This window comes from Erwinia sp. E602 (assembly GCF_018141005.1).
Taxonomy (GTDB): Bacteria; Pseudomonadota; Gammaproteobacteria; order Enterobacterales; family Enterobacteriaceae; genus Erwinia.
The window spans coordinates 3,379,038-3,398,357 of the sequence record NZ_CP046582.1 but is presented as its reverse complement, the minus strand read 5'-3'; the positions used below and the strand labels follow the sequence as shown (position 1 = coordinate 3,398,357).

The 19,320-nt window shown below is 60.8% G+C and carries 14 protein-coding genes; 6 read left to right on the top strand and 8 right to left on the bottom strand.

Annotation, left to right across the window (positions count from 1 at the left end; genetic code table 11):
* Positions 1 to 5: 5 nt before the first annotated feature.
* The gene (locus GKQ23_RS17050; protein WP_212408958.1) at positions 6 to 1,949 is read right to left on the bottom strand and encodes a methyl-accepting chemotaxis protein; all 1,944 of its coding nucleotides are present in this window, start codon (positions 1,947 to 1,949) and stop codon (positions 6 to 8) included.
* A gap of 245 nt (positions 1,950 to 2,194) precedes the next feature.
* Here GKQ23_RS17050 and GKQ23_RS17045 point away from each other — a divergent pair, with 245 nt between their 5' ends.
* Positions 2,195 to 2,905 carry a Bax inhibitor-1/YccA family protein gene (locus GKQ23_RS17045; RefSeq protein ID WP_212408957.1) on the top strand — a complete coding sequence of 237 codons (711 nt, stop codon included), beginning with the start codon at positions 2,195 to 2,197 and terminating at the stop codon, positions 2,903 to 2,905.
* A gap of 260 nt (positions 2,906 to 3,165) precedes the next feature.
* Here the strand turns inward: GKQ23_RS17045 and GKQ23_RS17040 are convergent, their stop codons facing one another.
* The 3 genes from GKQ23_RS17040 to GKQ23_RS17030 are packed head-to-tail and all read right to left on the bottom strand — an operon-like array spanning position 3,166 to position 6,121.
* Entirely contained in the window at positions 3,166 to 4,122 is a 957-nt protein-coding gene (locus tag GKQ23_RS17040; RefSeq protein ID WP_212408956.1) for a lysylphosphatidylglycerol synthase domain-containing protein, read from the bottom strand.
* On the bottom strand, positions 4,122 to 5,366 hold the full coding sequence (gene clsB / locus GKQ23_RS17035) for a cardiolipin synthase ClsB (RefSeq protein ID WP_212408955.1): 1,245 nt from the start codon (positions 5,364 to 5,366) through the stop codon (positions 4,122 to 4,124). Before clsB ends, GKQ23_RS17040 begins: the two co-directional genes overlap by 1 nt.
* Positions 5,363 to 6,121, bottom strand: a complete 759-nt coding sequence (locus GKQ23_RS17030) for an endonuclease/exonuclease/phosphatase family protein (RefSeq protein WP_212408954.1) — start codon at positions 6,119 to 6,121, stop codon at positions 5,363 to 5,365. The genes clsB and GKQ23_RS17030 overlap by 4 nt, the downstream gene beginning before the upstream one ends.
* Positions 6,122 to 6,305: 184 nt before the next feature.
* Here GKQ23_RS17030 and GKQ23_RS17025 point away from each other — a divergent pair, with 184 nt between their 5' ends.
* From GKQ23_RS17025 to dusC, 3 genes are all read left to right on the top strand, one after another.
* Positions 6,306 to 6,695, top strand: coding sequence for a YbhQ family protein (locus GKQ23_RS17025; protein WP_056237105.1), 390 nt, complete (start codon positions 6,306 to 6,308; stop codon positions 6,693 to 6,695).
* 415 nt (positions 6,696 to 7,110) lie between these two features.
* Complete coding sequence (gene rhlE / locus GKQ23_RS17020) at positions 7,111 to 8,577, top strand: ATP-dependent RNA helicase RhlE (RefSeq protein WP_212408953.1); 1,467 nt, start codon at positions 7,111 to 7,113, stop codon at positions 8,575 to 8,577.
* Between the two features lie 104 nt (positions 8,578 to 8,681).
* Positions 8,682 to 9,623, top strand: a complete 942-nt coding sequence (gene dusC / locus GKQ23_RS17015; RefSeq protein WP_056237102.1) for a tRNA dihydrouridine(16) synthase DusC — start codon at positions 8,682 to 8,684, stop codon at positions 9,621 to 9,623.
* A 981-nt stretch (positions 9,624 to 10,604) separates the two neighbouring features.
* Here the strand turns inward: dusC and GKQ23_RS17010 are convergent.
* Complete coding sequence (locus GKQ23_RS17010) at positions 10,605 to 11,786, bottom strand: MFS transporter (RefSeq protein WP_212408952.1); 1,182 nt, start codon at positions 11,784 to 11,786, stop codon at positions 10,605 to 10,607.
* Positions 11,787 to 12,625: 839 nt separating this feature from the next.
* Here GKQ23_RS17010 and GKQ23_RS17005 point away from each other — a divergent pair.
* Positions 12,626 to 12,841: a hypothetical protein gene (locus GKQ23_RS17005; protein WP_233209069.1), complete on the top strand. Its 216-nt coding sequence runs from the start codon at positions 12,626 to 12,628 to the stop codon at positions 12,839 to 12,841.
* Between the two features lie 648 nt (positions 12,842 to 13,489).
* On the opposite strand, the gene ppk2 is transcribed toward GKQ23_RS17005, so the two are convergent.
* Positions 13,490 to 14,407 (bottom strand): polyphosphate kinase 2, encoded by a 918-nt coding sequence (gene ppk2 / locus GKQ23_RS17000; protein WP_056237098.1) that lies wholly within the window; start codon positions 14,405 to 14,407, stop codon positions 13,490 to 13,492.
* Positions 14,408 to 14,617: 210 nt separating this feature from the next.
* Here ppk2 and GKQ23_RS16995 point away from each other — a divergent pair, with 210 nt between their 5' ends.
* Entirely contained in the window at positions 14,618 to 15,646 is a 1,029-nt protein-coding gene (locus GKQ23_RS16995) for a transporter (protein WP_056237097.1), read from the top strand.
* Between the two features lie 432 nt (positions 15,647 to 16,078).
* Here GKQ23_RS16995 and GKQ23_RS16990 read toward each other — a convergent pair whose 3' ends face one another.
* Entirely contained in the window at positions 16,079 to 17,275 is a 1,197-nt protein-coding gene (locus GKQ23_RS16990; RefSeq protein ID WP_056237095.1) for a L,D-transpeptidase family protein, read from the bottom strand.
* Positions 17,276 to 17,452: 177 nt separating this feature from the next.
* Entirely contained in the window at positions 17,453 to 19,267 is a 1,815-nt protein-coding gene (locus GKQ23_RS16985) for a glycoside hydrolase family 15 protein (protein WP_212408951.1), read from the bottom strand.
* Between the last annotated feature and the right edge of the window lie 53 nt (positions 19,268 to 19,320).

Sequence of the window (19,320 nt, the reverse complement as noted above, 5' to 3'; positions counted from 1 at the left end):
CTCCGTTACGCCGCGTCCAGCTTAAACTGCTGCACGGTGTGCGCCAGCTGCTTCGACTGCTCCTCCAGCGAGGCCGCCGCCGCCGACATCTGCTGCACCAGCGCCGAGTTCTGCTGGGTGGCACCGTCCATCTGATTTACCGCCACCGTCACCTGACCGATGCCCTGCGACTGCTCGTCAGAAGCCGAAACGATCTCGCCAATAATGGTCTTCACCGAGGTCACCGCCTGCGTCATCTCCTGCATGGTCTGCCCGGCGCTCTGCACCAGCGTCACGCCCTGATCGACGCGCTCCGTCGACTCGGCGATCAGCGCTGAAATATCCTTCACCGCGTCGGCGCTGCGCTGCGCCAGGCTGCGCACCTCAGAGGCCACCACCGCAAAGCCGCGACCCTGCTCACCGGCGCGCGCCGCTTCCACCGCCGCGTTCAGCGCCAGAATATTGGTCTGGAAGGCAATACCGTTAATAATGCTGGTAATGGCCCCGATACGCTGCGAACTCTCGTCGATCTGCTGCATAATATGCACCACCTGCTGCACCAGCTGCTCGCCGCGCTGGGCAATATCGGTGGCGTTATCGGTCAGCGCGGTGGCCTGATGAGCGTTATCGGCGTTGTGCTTCACCGTCGCGGTCAGCTGCTCCATACTGGCGGCGGTCTGCTCCAGCGCGGCGGCCTGCTGCTCGGTGCGGGAAGCCAGATCGAGGTTGCCGCTGGCGATCTCTTCCGCCCCCTGACGCACCGAGTCGCTGGCGGCACCGATCTCCGCCACGATCGCGCGCAGCTGCTGCTGCATGGTGTGCATGGCGAAGAAAATACTCTGACGATCGTTAGCTTTGACCGGGATCTCTGAACGCAGATCGCCGTCGGCGACCAGCAGCGCGATATCCGCGGCCTGGCGTGCTTCACCGCCGATCGGCTTCACGATCTTACGGGTAAAGATCACCCCCAGCACCGCGCAGACGATGATGATGCTCAGCACCATCAGGATCAGCGCCTGGGTCAGCTGACGGTTAGCCGCCGCCATCACCTTATCCACCGGGGCCACCACGCCGAGATACCACGGCGTGGTACTGTTGCCGATATTCACCGGACGCCAGGTCTGCAGCACCTCTTCGCCGAGCACCGGATCGAAATGCTGCACGATCTGATTGCTGTAACCGTCGGTCTGCCCGTCGTAGGCCTTACCGGCCTGCTCTTTATTCGGGCTGGAGACGACCCGGCCGCCGTGGGAGATCAGCAGCGCATAGCCGGTGCCTTCCCACGGGGTGATTTTGCTTACCCGCTCCTGCAGAGAGGCAAGGGAGATATCGGAGGTCGCCACCGCCTTCAGCCTGCCGTCGTCAACGATCACCGCCGCAACCGACGTCAGCAGCGTAGGAACGCCGTTATAGGCATAGCTGTAAGGTTCGATCAGCATATCGCGCTGGGCTTTTTTCGGCAGAATATAATAATCGCCCTGGCCCGGTGTGAAGATCGAGGTCAGGTGGTGCAGGTTATAATTGCCGCCCGCATCGCGGTCGACAAACCGCGCGTAGCGCCCGCCAGGGGCCGGATCGGGCTGGGCGGCGAATTCCGCATCCCGGCCGTCGAAGGCGTTCTCCTCGAAGGTGATGGAGATCGACATATAATTTTGATTCTGCTTCAGCGCGTAGGTCAGCAGCTTATCGCCGACGGCACGATCGGTGATACCCGCCGCCGGCAGGGCCACCATGCTCTGGCCGACATCGCGCGCCACGGTGCGAGCGTAGTCCAGCTCGTTCTGGACCGCCAGCGCCTGGCTCTGGGCAATCTGCCCGAGATACTCTTCGGCCAGTCTCTTCTGCTGCTGGCCGGACTGCCAGCTCAGCAGGCCGATGGTGATGCTGAAGCCGAGGGTGATGGTGATCACTCCGGTAATCAGCATCAGCGTGCGGGTGCTCATTTTCTTTTTCTGACTCGACTGCGGCATCTGGCATTTCCCCGATTTAATAAGCTGTGTGCACGGACATTCCGTTAGTAGGCGAAATCCCTTGTGTACGATCTATCGGCTAAATCAGATCAATCTTTATCCGCCCTGGTGGCAAAAGGTGAACAAATACAACCGCTGCTCAATCAGCGCAAAACAGTCCGCTGCGCAACTGGCGCTAACCGGGTGGAATATGCCAGGCTTAGGCGAGTAATCACGCCTATTCAACTATTCATAAGGGGAGCATCATGGACCGATATCCGCGTTCCACGGATACCATCGTACAACGTGCCAGCAGCGGCCTGTCGACCTACATGGCACAGGTTTTCGGCTGGATGACCTGCGGCCTGCTGTTAACCGCGTTTGTTTCGTGGTTTGCCGCCAATACCCCGGCGGTGATGGAGCTGGTGTTTGCCAACCGCATCACCTTCTTCGGCCTGATTATCGTTCAGCTCGGGCTGGTGGTGGTGCTGTCGATGTGGGTGCAGAAGCTGAGCGGAGCGGCGGCCACCGCGCTGTTTATGCTCTATTCGGCGCTGACCGGCCTGACCATGGCCAGCATCTTCCTCGTCTACACCTACTCGTCGATCGCCAGCACCTTTGTGGTCACCGGCGGCATGTTTGGTGCGATGAGCCTGTGGGGCTACACCACCAAACGCGACCTCAGCGGCATGGGCAGCATGCTGTTTATGGCGCTGATCGGTATCGTACTGGCCTCGCTGGTCAATATGTGGCTGAAAAGCACCGCGCTGATGTGGGCTGTGACCTATATCGGCGTGGTGGTGTTTGTCGGCCTGACGGCTTACGACACCCAGAAGCTGAAAAACATCGGTGAAGGGATTAACGTTGAGGATAAGGAAAACCTGCGCCGCTTCTCGATCATGGGCGCGCTGACCCTCTACCTCGACTTTATCAACCTGTTCCTGATGCTGCTGCGCATCTTCGGCAACCGCCGCTAAAGCAAACGGGGCGCTGATTCAGCGCCCCGTTCACAATGGTCACCTGCATCTTTTCGTTCACTTCTGTGCACGAGTCTCTAAAAGCCACTCAGTCGCTAACAGGCAATCGGGGCGATCCGGATAAGCGGACTGTCAGCGCCCAGGGATGGGCGATGCCAAGCCTCCATGGATGGACTTGCGGCGTGTCCGCGTTCCGGAACGCCCCGATAAGCCAGGCATCGGAACCTGAAGCGACCCGGCCCCGGACCCAAAAGCCACGACTACTCCGCCGCCAGATTCTTCCTGCGCAGCGCCTTCGCCCGCCCCTCGAGCCACAGATAGAGCACCAGCGCCACCAGCAGCGGCAGAATAAAATAGATCAGCCGGTAGGCCAGCAGCGCTGCGATAATCGCCCCGTGGGTCAGATGCTCCCCGCGCAGCAGCGCCAGAAACACCGCCTCCAGCACGCCGATCCCGGCCGGAATATGGATAATCACCCCGGCAATGCTGCTGATTAACAGCACCCCCAGCACCTGCGGATAATCCACCTTCTGCAGCAGCAGCAGCCAGATAATCCCGCCCATCACCAGCCAGTTGGCGGTGGAAACCGCAAACTGTAACAGCGCCATCCGCAGCGACGGCAGCGCCAGCTTCTGCCCGCGCACCGTCCAGCGGCGGCGGCGTGAAAACGCGCACAGCCCCAGATAGAACAGCACAAAGGCCAGCAGTCCGATGCCGATAGCCCGCAGCGTGCCGCTGCCGATATACCAGCCGGACGGCACGCTCACCCAGCCGGCGCTGAACACGATCCCCGCCAGCAGCACGTAGCCCAGCCAGTTGGTGGCGATGCTCAGCGAAAAGATGCGCGTAATGGTGCTGCCGCTCAGCCCGAGCCGCGAGTAAAGCCGGTAGCGCATCGCCACGCCGCCTACCCAGGTGCTCAGCGTCAGGTTAAAGGCGTAACAGACAAACGACACCAGCATCACCTGGCGCTTAGCCAGCTTATGGCCGCAGTAGGCGCGGCCAATCAGATCGTAAACCCCGTAGGTCAGATAGCTGACCAGGGTCAGCGCCAGCGCCGAGGCGATCGCCACCCGGTTATAGCTGACCAGGTTCTGCCACACCTCCGCCCAGTCCAGCTTGCCGGCATACAGCACCAGCAACACCGTCACGGCGATAAAAAACAGCCAGGTGAGCACCTGCTTCAGTCGCGCAAAGCGCTTAGGTCGTTTGGCCATCAGGGCTTCACCTCATGATTATCGGTCGCGACCCGATCCTGGGTCTCCATCTCCGGCTGCACCGGCGGTGGCACCTGAGACAGCTTTGGGGTATGCGCGGGCAGCCAGCCGGCAATCGCCGGGAAATAGCGCAGGAAGTGGAAAACCACCACGCTTTTCGTCAGCTGCACCCAGCTCTTTGGCGGCAGCTGGCTCTCTTGCACCTGTTTACAGTCCTGCTGCAAAAGATGCTCAAGATTGTCGCGAAGCTGGCGGTTAAATTCGCGATCGTGAATGATCAGGTTGGCTTCCAGGTTCAGCGACAGGCTGAGCGGATCGAGGTTGCTGGAGCCAACGGTGGCCCACTGGCCGTCCTTCACCGCGATTTTCGCGTGCAGCGGACGGCGACAGTACTCGTGCACCTCCACGCCGCCTTCCACCAGATAGTTGTAGAGCAGCTCGGCGCCGACCTTTACGATCGGCATATCCGGCTCGCCCTGCACGATCAGCCGCACGCGCACCCCGCGCTGCGCGGCACGTTTCATCTCGCGCAGCAGGCGGTAGCCGGGAAAGAAGTAGGCGTTGGCGATGATCACGTCCTGGCGGGCGCTGCGCAGCATCTCCATGTAATGCTGCTCAATATCGTCACGGTGCGCGTCGTTATCGCGCCACACCAGCAGCGCCTGCGCGTCGCCCGGCGTGGCGTTTCTGGCCGGACGGTGGGCGCGGTGCCCCCACCAGCGTGAACTCTGCTGGCGGCTGCCCATCTGCTCGCGCACGAAGGCGGCGATATCATCGACTATCGGGCCTTTCACCTCCACCGCGTAGTCCTGCTTCGACTGCGGGCCGAAGCTGATATTGTGCTCCGCCGAGAAGTTAATACCGCCGACAAAGGCGATGCTGCCGTCCGCCACCACGATTTTGCGGTGCAGGCGGCGGAAGATGTTGGTGCGCATGCCGAACAGCGGCGGGCGCGGATCGTAGTAGAGAAAGCGCACCCCCTCCGAGGTCAGGCTGTGAACAAACTCGTCCGGCAGGTCGGGGGAGCCGTAGCCGTCGACCATCACCTCAATTTTTACCCCGCGCTTTGCCGCCGCCAGCAGCTCCGCGTGCAGCGCGTTGCCGACCTCGTCGTTAAACAGGATAAAGGTTTCCAGCAGCAGCGTATGCTGCGCCCGGCGGATCGCGCCAAACACGCGCGGGAAAAATTCTTCGCCATTCTCAAGCAACCGGATGCGGTTGCCGTCACGCCAGGTCAGATTCATAGATGGATTTCCACTGCCAGCGGTGCATGGTCGGACAGATGCGACCATGGCCGCAGGGGAAGGGTTTGCGGATGGCTGATGCCGACGTTACGCACGTAAATGCGGTCGAGGCGCAGCAGCGGAAAACGCGCCGGGAAGGTGCGTGCCGGGCGGCCGTTTTTACGGCTGAAGACCTCTTCCAGCCCGGCTTCGCGCAGCAACAGTCGGTTGGCCCGCTGCCGCCAGTCGTTAAAGTCCCCGGCCACCACCACCGGCGCGCCGGCGGGCAGGGCGTTAACCCGCTGGCTAATCTGCCGCAGCTGCGCCTGGCGATGCGCTTCACGCAGGCCAAGATGCACGCACATCACGTGCAGGGTCTCACCCCCCGGTATCGGGATCTGGCAGTGCAGAACGCCGCGCTTCTCGGTGCCGGCAACCGAAATATCCACGTTCTCATGGGCGGCGATAGGCAGGCGCGACAACACCGCATTGCCGTGGTGCCCCTGCGGATAGACGGCATTACGACCGTAAGCGTAGTTGCCCCACAGGCTATCCGCCAGATACTCATAGTGGGGGGCCTCCGGCCAGTTCGCCACCTGCAACGCGTGCAGCTCATGGCTGCCCATCACCTCCTGCAATAACACAATATCCGCCCCGGTGGCCCTCACCGCTTCGCGCAGCTCGGGCAAAATAAAGCGCCTGTTCAGCGCGGTAAATCCCATATGGGTATTGATCGTCAGAACGTTAAACGACAATCGCTGGCCGTTTTGTGACATACTAATGACGCTCTCCCTTTCAATTCATGAACAATAAAGTGTAGTCTTTGTCACAAAAGAGTGCTGAGAACGGCGTTTTTTTAAGGCATTGTCTGAAAGTTGAGTTAGTCTGAGAAAATCGTTACCGGCAGACGTCGGTAACTCGCCCGGCCGGCCCCGGTCGGTGCGATGCCAGGAGAAATACATGAAATGGTCTAACCGTATTCAGATTGTCACCGGACAAAACTGTGTACATATCGCACTGCACCTGCTGCTGATTGCCGCGCTGGTGTGGGGATGGCAGCATAAGATGTTGCTGCAGGTAAGCATGATTTTACTGGCGCTGTACGCCAGCGTGTTTGCCGCCATGCTGCTGACCCAGCGCTTACCGCGCCTGCGCCGCATCGGCGATTTCCTTGAAGATGTGACCACCACCTACTACTTCGGCGCGGCCATGCTGGTGCTGGTGCTGCTGTCTAAGGTTATCCACAACAACCTGTTGCTGGGTGCGGTGGGGGTGTTAATGCTGACCGGGCCGGCGATCGTTTCGCTACTGGCGAAAGAGCCCACGCGTTCGCGCCAGCGTTCACGCTAATGCTGACGGGCCACTTCGGTGGCCCGCTGTTTTTCGCACTCCGCATCCACCTTCTGCACGATCCCGGCACTGCTTTTTTTACTTTACAGACGCCTTTTACACCGCTCCGACGCACCCTTTTTACCGCACGCACGCCTTTTACTCGATTTTACACACCACCTGCAGGCGGATGTCGCCGCCTTGTGCCTGTCAGATCGCGGCCCTCTGACGGCAGGCGCTGTCACGCCCGGTAACGCATTTTCCGTGAAGAAGCCGAATAATAACTCCCTGTAACCGGTACGGATCTGTTATAATCCACCGCTTACGCACCGTGGTTTGTGCTCTCATTCAAGCGTCAGGCACCGCCTGGCGTCAACTCTCCCCCTGGAAACTACACCGCGACGCGGTCAGGGCGGATCCGGAGTCAGTCAACTTTATGTCATTTGATTCTCTCGGCCTTAATGCCGATATTCTGCGCGCTGTTGCCGAACAGGGCTATAACGAGCCTACGCCAATCCAGCGCCAGGCCATTCCAGTGGTACTGGCCGGCCGCGACCTGATGGCCAGCGCCCAGACCGGTACCGGTAAAACCGCCGGTTTCACCCTGCCACTGCTGCAGCGCCTGAGCAGCAGCAACCCGCACCCGAAAGGCCGTCGCCCGGTACGTGCGCTGATTTTAACCCCAACCCGCGAGCTGGCAGCGCAGGTTGCTGAAAACGTTCACGACTACAGCAAGTACCTCGACCTGCGTTCGCTGGTGGTGTTTGGTGGCGTCAGCATCAACCCACAGATGATGAAGCTGCGCAGCGGCGTTGACGTGCTGGTCGCGACCCCGGGCCGTCTGCTGGATCTGGAACATCAGAACGCGCTGGACCTGTCTAAGGTTGAGATCCTGGTGCTGGACGAAGCGGACCGCATGCTGGATATGGGCTTTATCCACGATATCCGTCGCGTGCTGGCCAAGCTGCCGGCCAAACGTCAGAACCTGCTGTTCTCCGCCACCTTCTCTGATGAGATCAAAGGGCTGGCGGAAAAACTGCTGCACAACCCTGAGCAGGTGGAAGTGGCTCGCCGCAACACCGCCTCCGAGCAGGTGACGCAGCACGTTCACTTCGTCGACAAGAAGCGCAAGCGGGAACTGCTGTCGCTGATGATCGGCAAGGGCAACTGGCAGCAGGTGCTGGTGTTCACCCGTACCAAGCACGGCGCTAATCACCTGGCCGAGCAGCTGAACAAAGACGGTATCACCGCCGCGGCGATCCACGGTAACAAGAGCCAGGGCGCGCGTACCCGTGCGCTGAGCGACTTTAAATCCGGCGGCATTCGCGTGCTGGTGGCAACCGACATCGCTGCCCGTGGTATCGATATCGAAGAGCTGCCGCACGTGGTCAACTTTGAACTGCCAAACGTGCCGGAAGATTACGTGCACCGTATTGGCCGTACCGGCCGTGCGGCCGCCGTCGGTGAAGCGCTGTCGCTGGTCTGCGTGGACGAGCACAAGCTGCTGCGCGACATCGAACGCGTGCTGAAGCGTGAAGTGCCGCGTATGGCGCTGGAAGGCTTCGAGCCGGACCCAAGCATCAAAGCCGAGCCGATCGTTAACGGCCGTCAGCAGCAGCGCGGTGGCGGCGGCGGTGGACGCGGTCGCGGTCAGGGCCAGGGTCAGGGGCGCGGTAACGGCGGCGGCGAGCGCAGCGGTAACCGGGGTGGCAACAGCGCTGCTGCCGGTACCGGTAACGGCGGTGAGCGTCGTCAGGCCAGCGGCGAGCGTCGTCAGGGCAACGGCGGCAACGCCGGTAACGGTTCTGCTGCCGCACGCGGCGGTCGTTCGGAAGGCGGCAGCGGTGCACCGCGCGTCAACCAGACCCGCCAGCGTCGTGGTAACTCCTCGAACAACGGCTAAGCAGACGCCGTGAGCGCGCCCCTCCCGGGGGCGCTGCGGCGGTCTGTTAACGTGGGGGGAGCCGCCCGGTTTCCCCCTTTAAACTCTGATCCACAGGTTTTTCCATGCGTGTGCTGTTAGCCCCGATGGAAGGCGTTCTCGACTCGCTGGTGCGTGAACTGCTGACCGACGTCAACGATTACGATCTCTGTATTACCGAATTTCTGCGGGTGGTGGATTCACTGTTGCCGGAAAAATCCTTCTATCGTCTTTGTCCTGAGCTGCATTATGCCAGCCGTACGCCTTCCGGTACGCGGGTGCGGGTGCAGCTGTTGGGGCAGTATCCGCAGTGGCTGGCGGAGAACGCCGCCCGTGCCGTGGAGCTGGGGTCGTGGGGCGTCGATCTGAACTGCGGTTGTCCGTCGAAGACGGTGAACGGCAGCGGGGGCGGGGCGACGCTGTTGAAGGATCCCGAGCTGATTTATCAGGGGGCGAAGGCGATGCGCGCGGCGGTGCCGGCACATTTGCCGGTGACGGTGAAGATCCGTCTGGGCTGGGATTCCGGCGCGCGTCAGTTTGAGATTGCCGACGCGGTGCAGCAGGCGGGGGCGACCGAGCTGGCGGTGCATGGGCGGACCAAGGAGGAGGGGTATCGCGCGGAGGCGATTAACTGGGCGGCGATCGGGGAGATCCGCCAGCGGTTGTCGATTCCGGTGATTGCCAACGGCGAGATTTGGGACTGGCAGAGTGCGCAGGATTGTATGGCGGCGACGGGCTGTGATGCGGTGATGATCGGGCGCGGTGCGTTGAACGTGCCGAATCTGAGCCGGGTGATTAAGTTCAATGAGCCGCGCATGCCGTGGGCGCAGGTGGTGGTGCTGTTGCAGAGGTATGTGCAGCTGGAGAAGCAGGGCGATACCGGGTTGTATCACGTGGCGCGGATTAAGCAGTGGCTGGGGTATTTGCGTAAGGAGTACGCGGAGGCCAGCGAGCTGTTTGCCCAGGTGCGGGCGTTGCCGACGTCGGCGCAGATTGCGGCGGCGATTCTGGCGGTGAGGGCGGAGTAGGTTGCCGGGCTGCTGGTCGCTTCAGGTTCCGGTGTCTGGCTAATCGGGGGCGTGGCTTCGGGGACGCTGGTCGCTTCGGGTTAAGGTGCCTGGCTAATCGGGGGCGTGGCTTCGGGGCCGGGTCGCTTCGGGTTCAGGTGCCTGGCTAATCGGGGCGTGGATTCGGGGCTGCTGGTCGCTTCGGGTTCAGGTGCCCGGCTAATCGGGGTTTATCCGGAACGCGGACACGCCAGTAACGTCCCTGGGCTCTGCCGGGCGCATCCCTGCGCCCGAAGGTCCGCTAACCCGGATAAACCCCGATTGCCTGCTATTTTCTGCGTCGCTGTGGTGTCGCTTCAGGTTTTGTACCTGGTTTGTCGCGGAGTAGCTTTGGGGCTGCTGGTCGCTTCGGGTTCAGGTGCCCGGCTAATCGGGGTTTATCCGGAACGCGGACACGCCAGTAACGTCCCTGGGCTCTGCCGGGCGCATCCCTGCGCCCGAAGGTCCGCTAACCCGGATAAACCCCGATTGCCTGCTATTTTCTGCGTCGCTGTGGTGTCGCTTCAGGTTTTGTACCTGGTTTGTCGCGGAGTAGCTTTGGGGCTGCTGGTCGCTTCGGGTTCAGGTGCCCGGCTAATCGGGGTTTATCCGGAACGCGGACACGCCAGTAACGTCCCTGGGCTCTGCCGGGCACGTCCTTGTGCCCGAAGGTCCGCTTATCCGGATAAACCCCGATTGCCTGTTATGTTCTGTGTGGCTGCCTTAAAAAACCGATCGAGTTAAATGAGTAATCAACCATCACCATTCATCATTCACAGTTCACAGTTCACAGTTCACAGTTCACAGTTCACAGTTCACAGTTCACAGTTCACAGTTCATCGTTCATCGTTCATCGTTCATCGTTCATCGTTCATCGTTCATCGTTCATCGTTCATCGTTCATCGTTCATCATTCACCGTTTATCAGTCATCATCAACGTCGCTATTATCAGGAAGCGAGGCTTTAGCGATCGCCTTTAATCAGCCGCCAGATCATCAGCAACATTGCCACCAGCACGATCCCGGCTGCCGCGAGGTAGATGGCGTCGACGCCCTGTCTGGCGATCAGCAGGCCGGCCAGCGGCCCGGTCAGGCCGAGGCCGCAGTCGAGAAAGGCGGAGTAGAGGCCCAGCGCGGAGCCCTGGTTCTGCGGTTTTACTTTGCGGATCGCCTCGACGCCCAGCGCCGGGAAGATCAGCGAGAAGCCGCAGCCGGTGAGGAACGCGCCAAGATCGACCTGCCAGACGCTGCCCGCCTGCCAGATTAGCAGCAGGCCGGCGCACTCCAGCATAAACGACAGCAGCGAGACGCGGATGGCGCCAAAGCGGGTGATGGTGTTGTTGAACAGCAGGCGCATCATGATAAAGCCGCAGCTGAAGAGCGTGAGCGCAAAGGCCGCGCCGTTCCAGCCGTGTTCGCTGAAGTAAAGGGTAATAAAGGTGGCGATGGTGCCAAAGCCGACGGTGCCGAGGCCGAGGCACAGGCCATACAGCCATATTTTGCCGAACACTTTGCTGAACGGGATGCGTTCGCCGACCGCAACCTGTACCGCCGGGCGGCGTCCGGCCAGCCAGTAGCCGAAGGCCGCCATCAGCATAATCAGCGTGGCGAAGCCGGGGATACCGGCCAGCGCGGTGAGCATGACGCCCAGCGGTGCGCCCAGCGCCATTGCAAGGTAGGTAGCCACGCCGTTCCATGAGATCACCCGCGCGCTCTGGGTGCTGCCGACCACGTTAATGCCCCACAGAATCGATCCGGTAGCGGTCAGGCTTTCGCCAAAGCCGAGCAGTACGCGTCCGGCGGCCAGCAGCAGCAGGCTGGTTAGCGGCGAGGCGTTAAGCCAGACCGCCAGCAGGGTCAGCAGACCGCTGCCGCCGCACAGTGCCAGCCCGACCCTGACCACTTTTTTCGGCCCGAGCAGGTCGGCATAACGCCCGGCCTGCGGGCGGCTGACCAGCGTGGCGAAGTACTGCAGGCTGATGATCAGCCCGGCGATAAACGAACCGTAGCCCAGCTGGTGGTGCACGTAGCCCGGCAGCACCGCCAGCGGCAGGCCGATCGACAGGTAACAGAAGAAGGTGAACACCACCACGGAGATAATGCGTTTGTTCAGTTGAGCAGAGGTCAGTGCAGCCGGTGCGGACATAAAGCGGAGCCAAAAACAGGATTAAGTAATCCACTATCATACCCTTAGCGTGCTAACAAAGCCTGCAAAGTTTGGCGACAAGTTATTACTATATATTGGGACAGAACGTAGGGACGCTAAAGCCGTGGCTTGCAGCTAAAAGCCTTGCTGTGGGTTAGGTGCCGGGGCTCGCAGTATGGGGGCGAAACGCCGGGAGGCTGAAGTCGTTGCTTAGCTAAAAGCACAGCTGCGGATTGGGTGCCGGGGCTCGCGGTATGGGGTCAGAACGCCGGGACGCCGTTGATGTATTGCAGCCCGAACATCCGGGCTGCAATACATCATCCGTCCATGGAGGCTCGGACGGCGCGTCCTGCGCCGTACGCCCGGCTAACCTGTCCCCATACCGCGAATCCTCCACGCAGCCGTTTCGCTGTTAGTAAAAACAAACAGGGTTTGTTGATTTCACCGGTATTACATTAGTTTTCGAGCCGTCTTCCATTTTCTTAAATTGGCTTGAATATCCACTGGCAATAAAGATATTCAGGCGTAAATTAGTTTTGTCGACACCAGTCGATATCAGAATTGGCGTTCTGATAACAGAGCAATGAGCGAGGGCGTTCTTGACGTCTTCCTGGCACAATCTCCCGGCTTAATTAAGCCGGGGAGGATTTGCGTCAGAATCATCATTTTCTCTGTGGCGAATGCCTGTTCTTTCTGGCAGATCTGAGAATACGAGTTTCTGACGTCAGTCCCGTATACAGAAGAGACGACATCATGATCAGAAAGACTATTTCTAATGAGACAGTTATCACCACTGTTTCAGCGCAATATCCAGCCACCTCTTTAAACGGAGGTGCAAAATGAACTACGGAATTTCCGATTCAGCCAGCCTGGACGATACCGAATTATGCGATCAGTGCCGGGCGCTGGCCTACGCGATAACTGAACTCCGTCAGCCGATAACGCGCGATGTACTCATGTGGATCCTGGTAGAGAAAATCGAGATGCTCAGCCTGCGCTTCGAAGATGAAAGTAGCATACTACCCGCAATCCCGGCTCTCACAGCGATCCACTAACGGACAAAAAACAGCCAAAAACACCTCACTAACAGCCACATGACTGCCAGAGCGAACGCCGCTGTAAAAGCAACACACCCGCAGCGACTCAGCAGCTCAAAGGCAATCGGGGATATCCGGATAAGCGGACTGTCAGCGCCCATGGATGGGCGATGCCAAGCCCCCATGGATGGGTTTACGGCGTGTCCGTGTTCCGGATATCCCCGATACGCCCGATCACGGCTCCCGCAGCGACTGACCGACAGCCACGTAATAACCCGACATGTCTGCTACCGCACCCGCAGCAACTAATCCACAGCAACCCAATAGCAACAATTAAACGCACAGCGATAAAAGCAACTCACCCAACAGCGACTCAGCAGCTCAAAGGCAATCGGGGATATCCGGATAAGCGGACTGTCAGCGCCCATGGATGGGCGATGCCAAGCCCCCATGGATGGGTTTACGGCGTGTCCGTGTTCCGGATATCCCCGATACGCCCGATCACGGCTCCCTTAGCGACTCACCCACAGCCACGCAATAACCCGCCACGTCTGCCACCGTTCCCGCAGCGACTAACCCACAGCAACGCAACAGCAACAAGTGAAAGCACAGCGACAAAAGCAACACACCCGCAGCGACTAACCGACAGCAACGCGATACCCCGATTCAGTACACCTCGGGCACAATCATCCCTTCCGGCACCGGGCTGCGACGATACTCATCGTGGCGCTCACGCTCCGGCAACGTAATCGACTTCGGCGCGGCATCCTCATACGGCACCTGACGCAACAAATGGCTGATGCAGTTCAGACGCGCCTTCTTCTTATCCACGCCCTGCACCACCCACCACGGCGCCTCATCAATATTGGTGCGCTCCAGCATCTCCTCCTTCGCCTCGGTATACTCCTCCCAGCGACGGCGGCTCTCCAGATCCATCGGGCTCAGCTTCCACTGCTTCAGCGGATCGTGAATACGGCTCAGGAAACGCAGCTCCTGCTCCTCATCGGTAATCGAAAACCAGTACTTCACGATCTGAATCCCGCTGCGGGTCAGCATCTTCTCAAACTCCGGCACGCTGCGGTAAAACTCCTCCACCTCCTGCTCGTTACAAAAGCCCATCACCCGCTCAACGCCCGCGCGGTTATACCAGCTGCGGTCAAACAGCACCATCTCACCGGCGGCCGGCAGATGGGCAATATAGCGCTGGAAATACCACTGCGTGCGCTCGCGATCGTTAGGGGCGGGCAGGGCGGCCACCCGGCAGGTGCGCGGATTCAGACGCTGGGTAATGCGTTTAATCACCCCACCTTTACCCGCCGCATCGCGCCCCTCGAAAATAATCACCAGCCGGTGGCCGGTACGCATCACCCAGTCCTGCATCTTCAGCAGCTCGCCCTGCAGACGCAGCAGCTCGCGGAAATAGTACTTACGCCACGCCTTCTCGTCCGGCGCCATCTCGCTGCCGTCGCCGAATCGAATGTCGTCAAGCTCCATCTCCAGCTCCTCATCGTAGCTGTCGTAAAACTCCTGCAACAGGCGCTGGTGAAAATTTTCTGATTTAAATTCATTGCCTTGCATAGACATGATCGGGCTCCGGAATCAAAGGCACCGTTGGGGGTGGCGGTGGTGCACCGCAGGGATGAAAAAAGTTACCCTTGGTAATACGCAGTTTGTGTGACAGAAAAATGACGGTGTCGGCGGGAATTTGCGCAAACGGTGCCGCCTGTAACAAAAACGTCATCAACCTGCGGCAGGATAGAGCCATTGCCGTCACCTGCCCCGCCGGGTACCCCTATGACCGAACGCCTGCCGCTGCTGCGGCAAAAAACTGACTTCAGTGACGATGTTTCCGGATTGATTTACGGCTATCGGTTTATCAGCGAACAGCCGCCCCAGGTACTGACGGTGCAGCAGTGTTGCGAAGCCTGGCAAGGCCCGCAGCAGGAGGGCAACTTCCTCTGGCTGCACGTAAACCTCAACCACGCCGCCGCGCCGCGCTGGCTGAAAACCCATTTCGCCGTCGATGATGATTTCTTTGATGAGATCCAGCACGGCTCGCACAGCACCCGCATTGAACGGCAAAACGACGCGCTGATGGCGGTGCTGAACGACGTCAACTTCGACCCGCGTGAAAGCGGCGAAGAGAACGCTACGCTGTGGATCTGGTGCCGCGACGGGCTGGTGGTCAGCGCACGACATAAACCGGTGCGGCTGGTCGAGCAGCTGCAGCGCCGTCTGCCCGAACTGGGGCTGCGATCTTCCACCGAACTGCTGGCCCAGCTGCTGGCGGAGCAGGAGGATCTGCTGGGGCTGATCGTGCGGCAGTCCAGCCTTTACGTCGATCGGATCGAAGAGCGCCTGCTCGGCCAGCACAGCAAAAGCAACCGCGCCGAGCTGGGGCGGCTGCGCCGCACGCTGATCCGCTACCAGCGCCTGCTGGCCCCGGAGCCGGCGGCGCTGTTTCGCCTGCTCAACCGGCCGCCGGCCTGGCTGCACTTCAGCGTGGTACAGGAGCTGCGCCAGTTCACCGAAGAGTTCACCGTGGTGCTGAACGACCTCAACGGCCTGACCGAACGCATCCGCCTGCTGCAGGAAGAGGTCACCGCGCAGCAGCTGGAGCAGAGCAACCGCACGCTGTTTACCCTGACGCTGATCACCGTGCTGGCGCTGCCGATCAACCTGGTGGCCGGCTTCTTTGGCATGAACGTCGGCGGCGTACCGCTGGCCAACAACCCGCACGGCTTCCTGCTGCTGGTGCTGCTGGTCACGCTGTTTACCGTCGCGGCGGCCTGGCTGGTACTGCGCAGGCGCGATAAAGAGTGATGAGGCGTAGGCGGATTATCCCGATTGCCCTGTAAATTTAAGTCGCTGACTCTAAGTCCCCTTTGATGCCGATCAACAGGATTTGGCCAGATTAAGGTCAGAACGCAATCCTGATCACTGGCCTGGATATCGATTATTGCTGGCTGCAGATTAGATTAGATTAGATTAGATTGGATTAAGACCTGTACCTGGACCTGTACCTGGATCTGGACCTGGACCTGGATTGATGTTTTGGTTTGGATTTTTTTGACTTATAAAACAGCGATTAGACAGCCTAAGTGGGAGGCCGTTGGGGGGACAGGTTAGCCGGGCGTATGCCGCAAGGATGCGGCATCCGAGCCCCCAGGGAGGGGTTCACGGCGACCCGGCGATCTGCCCGCCAACGGCCGACCTTGCACCAGGGCATACAACGATGCCCTGGCAGTTAAGTCTTTACTTCGGCTGGCTGTAGACCGGGCCAGGCTGGGTCAGGCCCTGAATGGCCGGAGCGGCAGTCTGATCGGCTGGCGCAGCGTCGGTTGCCGCAGGCTGTGCAGCATCGGTTGCAGGCTGAGCCGCTTCAGTGGTTACCGGCTGAGCGGCATCGGTCGCGGCCGGGGCCACCACGTTAGCGCCTTCGGTGGTCACCGGGGTCATTGGCTCCTCTTTCGGCAGCGCGCCATCCTGCTCCGGCACGGCGACCGGCTGGGTGATGTTCTCATCCGCCGGACCGTTAACCTTCACCGGCATACCGGAGCGCAGCTTCAGCGCGTCTTCCATCGCGGTGGTATTGACGCTGGCGTCGCTTACCACCTTGTTAACCGCCGCGCTCAGCGTCAGCGGCACCGGCTCACGGGATTTAAACTGCTCTTCGGTCTCGGACAGCGGATTGTGGATCTCGACGTAGCGCGAACCGTCCGGCTCAACCGAGGCCTTCACCGGCTGGTCGATAAACTGCACGCGGGTGCCGACCGGCACGTTGTCGAACAGCCACTTGATGTCGTCGGCGCGCAGGCGCACGCAGCCGTGGCTGACGCGCAGGCCGATACCGAAGTTGGCGTTGGTACCGTGGATGGCATACAGGTTGCCGATGTAGAGCGCGTACAGGCCCATCGGGTTATCCGGGCCGGCCGGGAACACCGGGGCCAGGGTCTCACCGCGCGCGGCGTACTCGGCGTGCATCTTTTTGGTCGGCGTCCAGGTCGGGCCGTCTTTCTTACGCTGAACGGTGGTGGTCCAGTTCACCGGGGTATCTTTACCCAGTTCGCCGATGCCGATTGGCAGCACCACCACGGTTTTCTTGCCTTTCGGGTAGTAGTAGAGGCGCATTTCGGCGCTGTTGATCACGATGCCCTCACGCGGCGCATCCGGCAGCAGCAGCTGCTGAGGGATGATCAGTTTGCTGCCCGCCTTCGGCAGGTAAACGTCCACGCCCGGGTTGGCTTCCAGAATATTGCTCAGCCCCATCTGATACTGGGCGGCAAAGGCTTCCAGAGGCAGCTTGCTGTCCTCAGGAATGGTGATTTCCAGGTTCTCTCCGGTCAGGCGGCTGTTGGCCGGCGGCAGGGGATAAACCACGGCAAAGGCGGAGTGGCTGACTGCCGCTGCGGCCAGAAACAGGGTGACAAACGCACGAATGGTCTTTTTCATAAATTCAGGTGTAGCGCCATGTAGACTGTTGATAAACGACCCAATCCGGCCTTTAAGGCCGGTTGCGCATTATATGTGCATTATTGCGTCAGGGGAAACCTGGATTTATCCTGCTGAACTATCTTTACGCTCAACTGTCGCTAAAGTCAGCAGTTCGCCGCCCCCGGGGCGGCTTTTTCAGGGCTGCCACTGCGGATCCTGATTGTCCAGGCGGCGGTTGAGGAAATAAGCCGCGCTGATCAGCGCCAGATGGGTTAGCGCCTGCGGGGTGTTGCCCAGCGCGTGCCCGCGGCTGTCGAACTCTTCGGCAAACAGCCCCAGCGGGTTAGCGTAGCTGAGCAGCTTCTCGAACTCAAAGTGGGCCTCCTCCAGCCGGCCGGCGCGTGCCAGGCACTCCACGTACCAGAACGAGCAGGCGGCGAACGCCCCCTCATCCCCCTGCAGCCCGTCGGCCGGGGTCTCTTCGACGTTATAGCGCCGCACCATGCCGTCGCGCACCAGATAGCGTTTGATGGCGTCCAGCGTTGCCAGCCAGTCCGGATCGGTGGCGGCGACGAAGCGTACCAGCGGCATCAGCAGCATCGAGGCATCGACAAACCTGCCGTTCTGCGTGGCGACAAAATGGCCGCGCTCCGGGCACCAGAAATTGTCCCAGATATCCTGGCGGATGGCGTCGCGCGCCTCGCGCCAGCGTTCGGCGGGCATCTGCAGCGAGCGTTTTTCACCGAGGCGCAGCGCGCGATCCAGCGCCACCCAGCACATCAGCCGCGAGTGCAGGAAGTGCTCCGGTTCACCGCGCATCTCCCAGATGCCGGCGTCCTTCTGCCGCCAGTGATCGGCAACGTAGTCAATCATCCGGCAGACGTGGTTCCAGCCGCGCTGCGAAATCGCCTCACCGTACTTGTTGGCGAGGTAGATGGCGTCCATCAGCTCGCCGTAAATATCCAGCTGGGTCTGCCGCCAGGCGTCATTACCGATGCGCACCGGGCTGGAACCGGCGTAACCGGCAAGGTGGGGCAGCTCGCTCTCGTGCAGCTCGGTGCCGCCGTCCAGCCGGTACATTACCTGCAGTTTTTCGACCTCGTGATGGCTGTTCTCCACGCAGCGGCCGACCCAGTGGGTAAAGCCGCGCGCTTCGTCGACGTAGCCGAGCCGCATCAGCGCGTACATGCTGAAGGAGGCGTCGCGGATCCACGCGGCGCGGTAGTCCCAGTTGCGCTCCCCGCCCAGCTCCTCCGGCAGCCCGAAGGTGGCGGCGGCGGCGATCGAGCCGTGCTGCCAGGAGGTCAGCAGCTTCAGCGTTAAGGCCGAGCGGTTGACCGCCTCGCGCCAGCGGCCACGGTAGTCGCTCTGCGCGCTCCAGCGCCGCCAGTACGCCAGGGTGTCGTGGAAGCAGAGGTCGTTATCGTCATCATCAAGGTGCGCATCGTCGGCGCTGCCGAAAATAAACTCGCGGCTCTCGCCGGCCTGCAGGGTGAAGCGCGCCACCGCCGCGGCCTCTTCCAGCTCAAACTCCACGTCGCCGGTCAGCCGCAGGCCGGGCTGGCCGTCGGCGCGAAACAGCACCGCACCGGGCTGCAGGGTGGCGCGGGTTTCAGCGCGGGCGTAGTCGTGCACCGGATTACAGCAGAGCTGAATAGTGGCGCTGCCGTGTACCACGTGGATGCGGCGGATGATGCGCGGCAGGCGGTCTTCCTGCTGACAGATCGGCATATAGTCGGTCACCTCGACCACGCCCGCGTCATCCAGCCAGCGGGTCTGCAGCAGGTTGGACTCCGGCAGGTAGATCTGCAGGCGGCGGGCGTCAGGCCAGTCGGGGCTGAGGCTGAACACGCCGGCGTCGTCGTTGTCCAGCAGGGCGCTGAACACCGACGGGCTGTCGAGGTTGGGCCAGCAGAGGTAGTCGAGGGTGCCGTCATTGGCGATCAGGGCGCAGGTGCGCAGGTCGCCAATCACACCATGATCTTCTATTGCACGTTTTACGTTTTTCATCGTGTTTCCTGAAGGAGTGGTGTTGAGGGCGTCACCTAACTATAGCCAAAAAT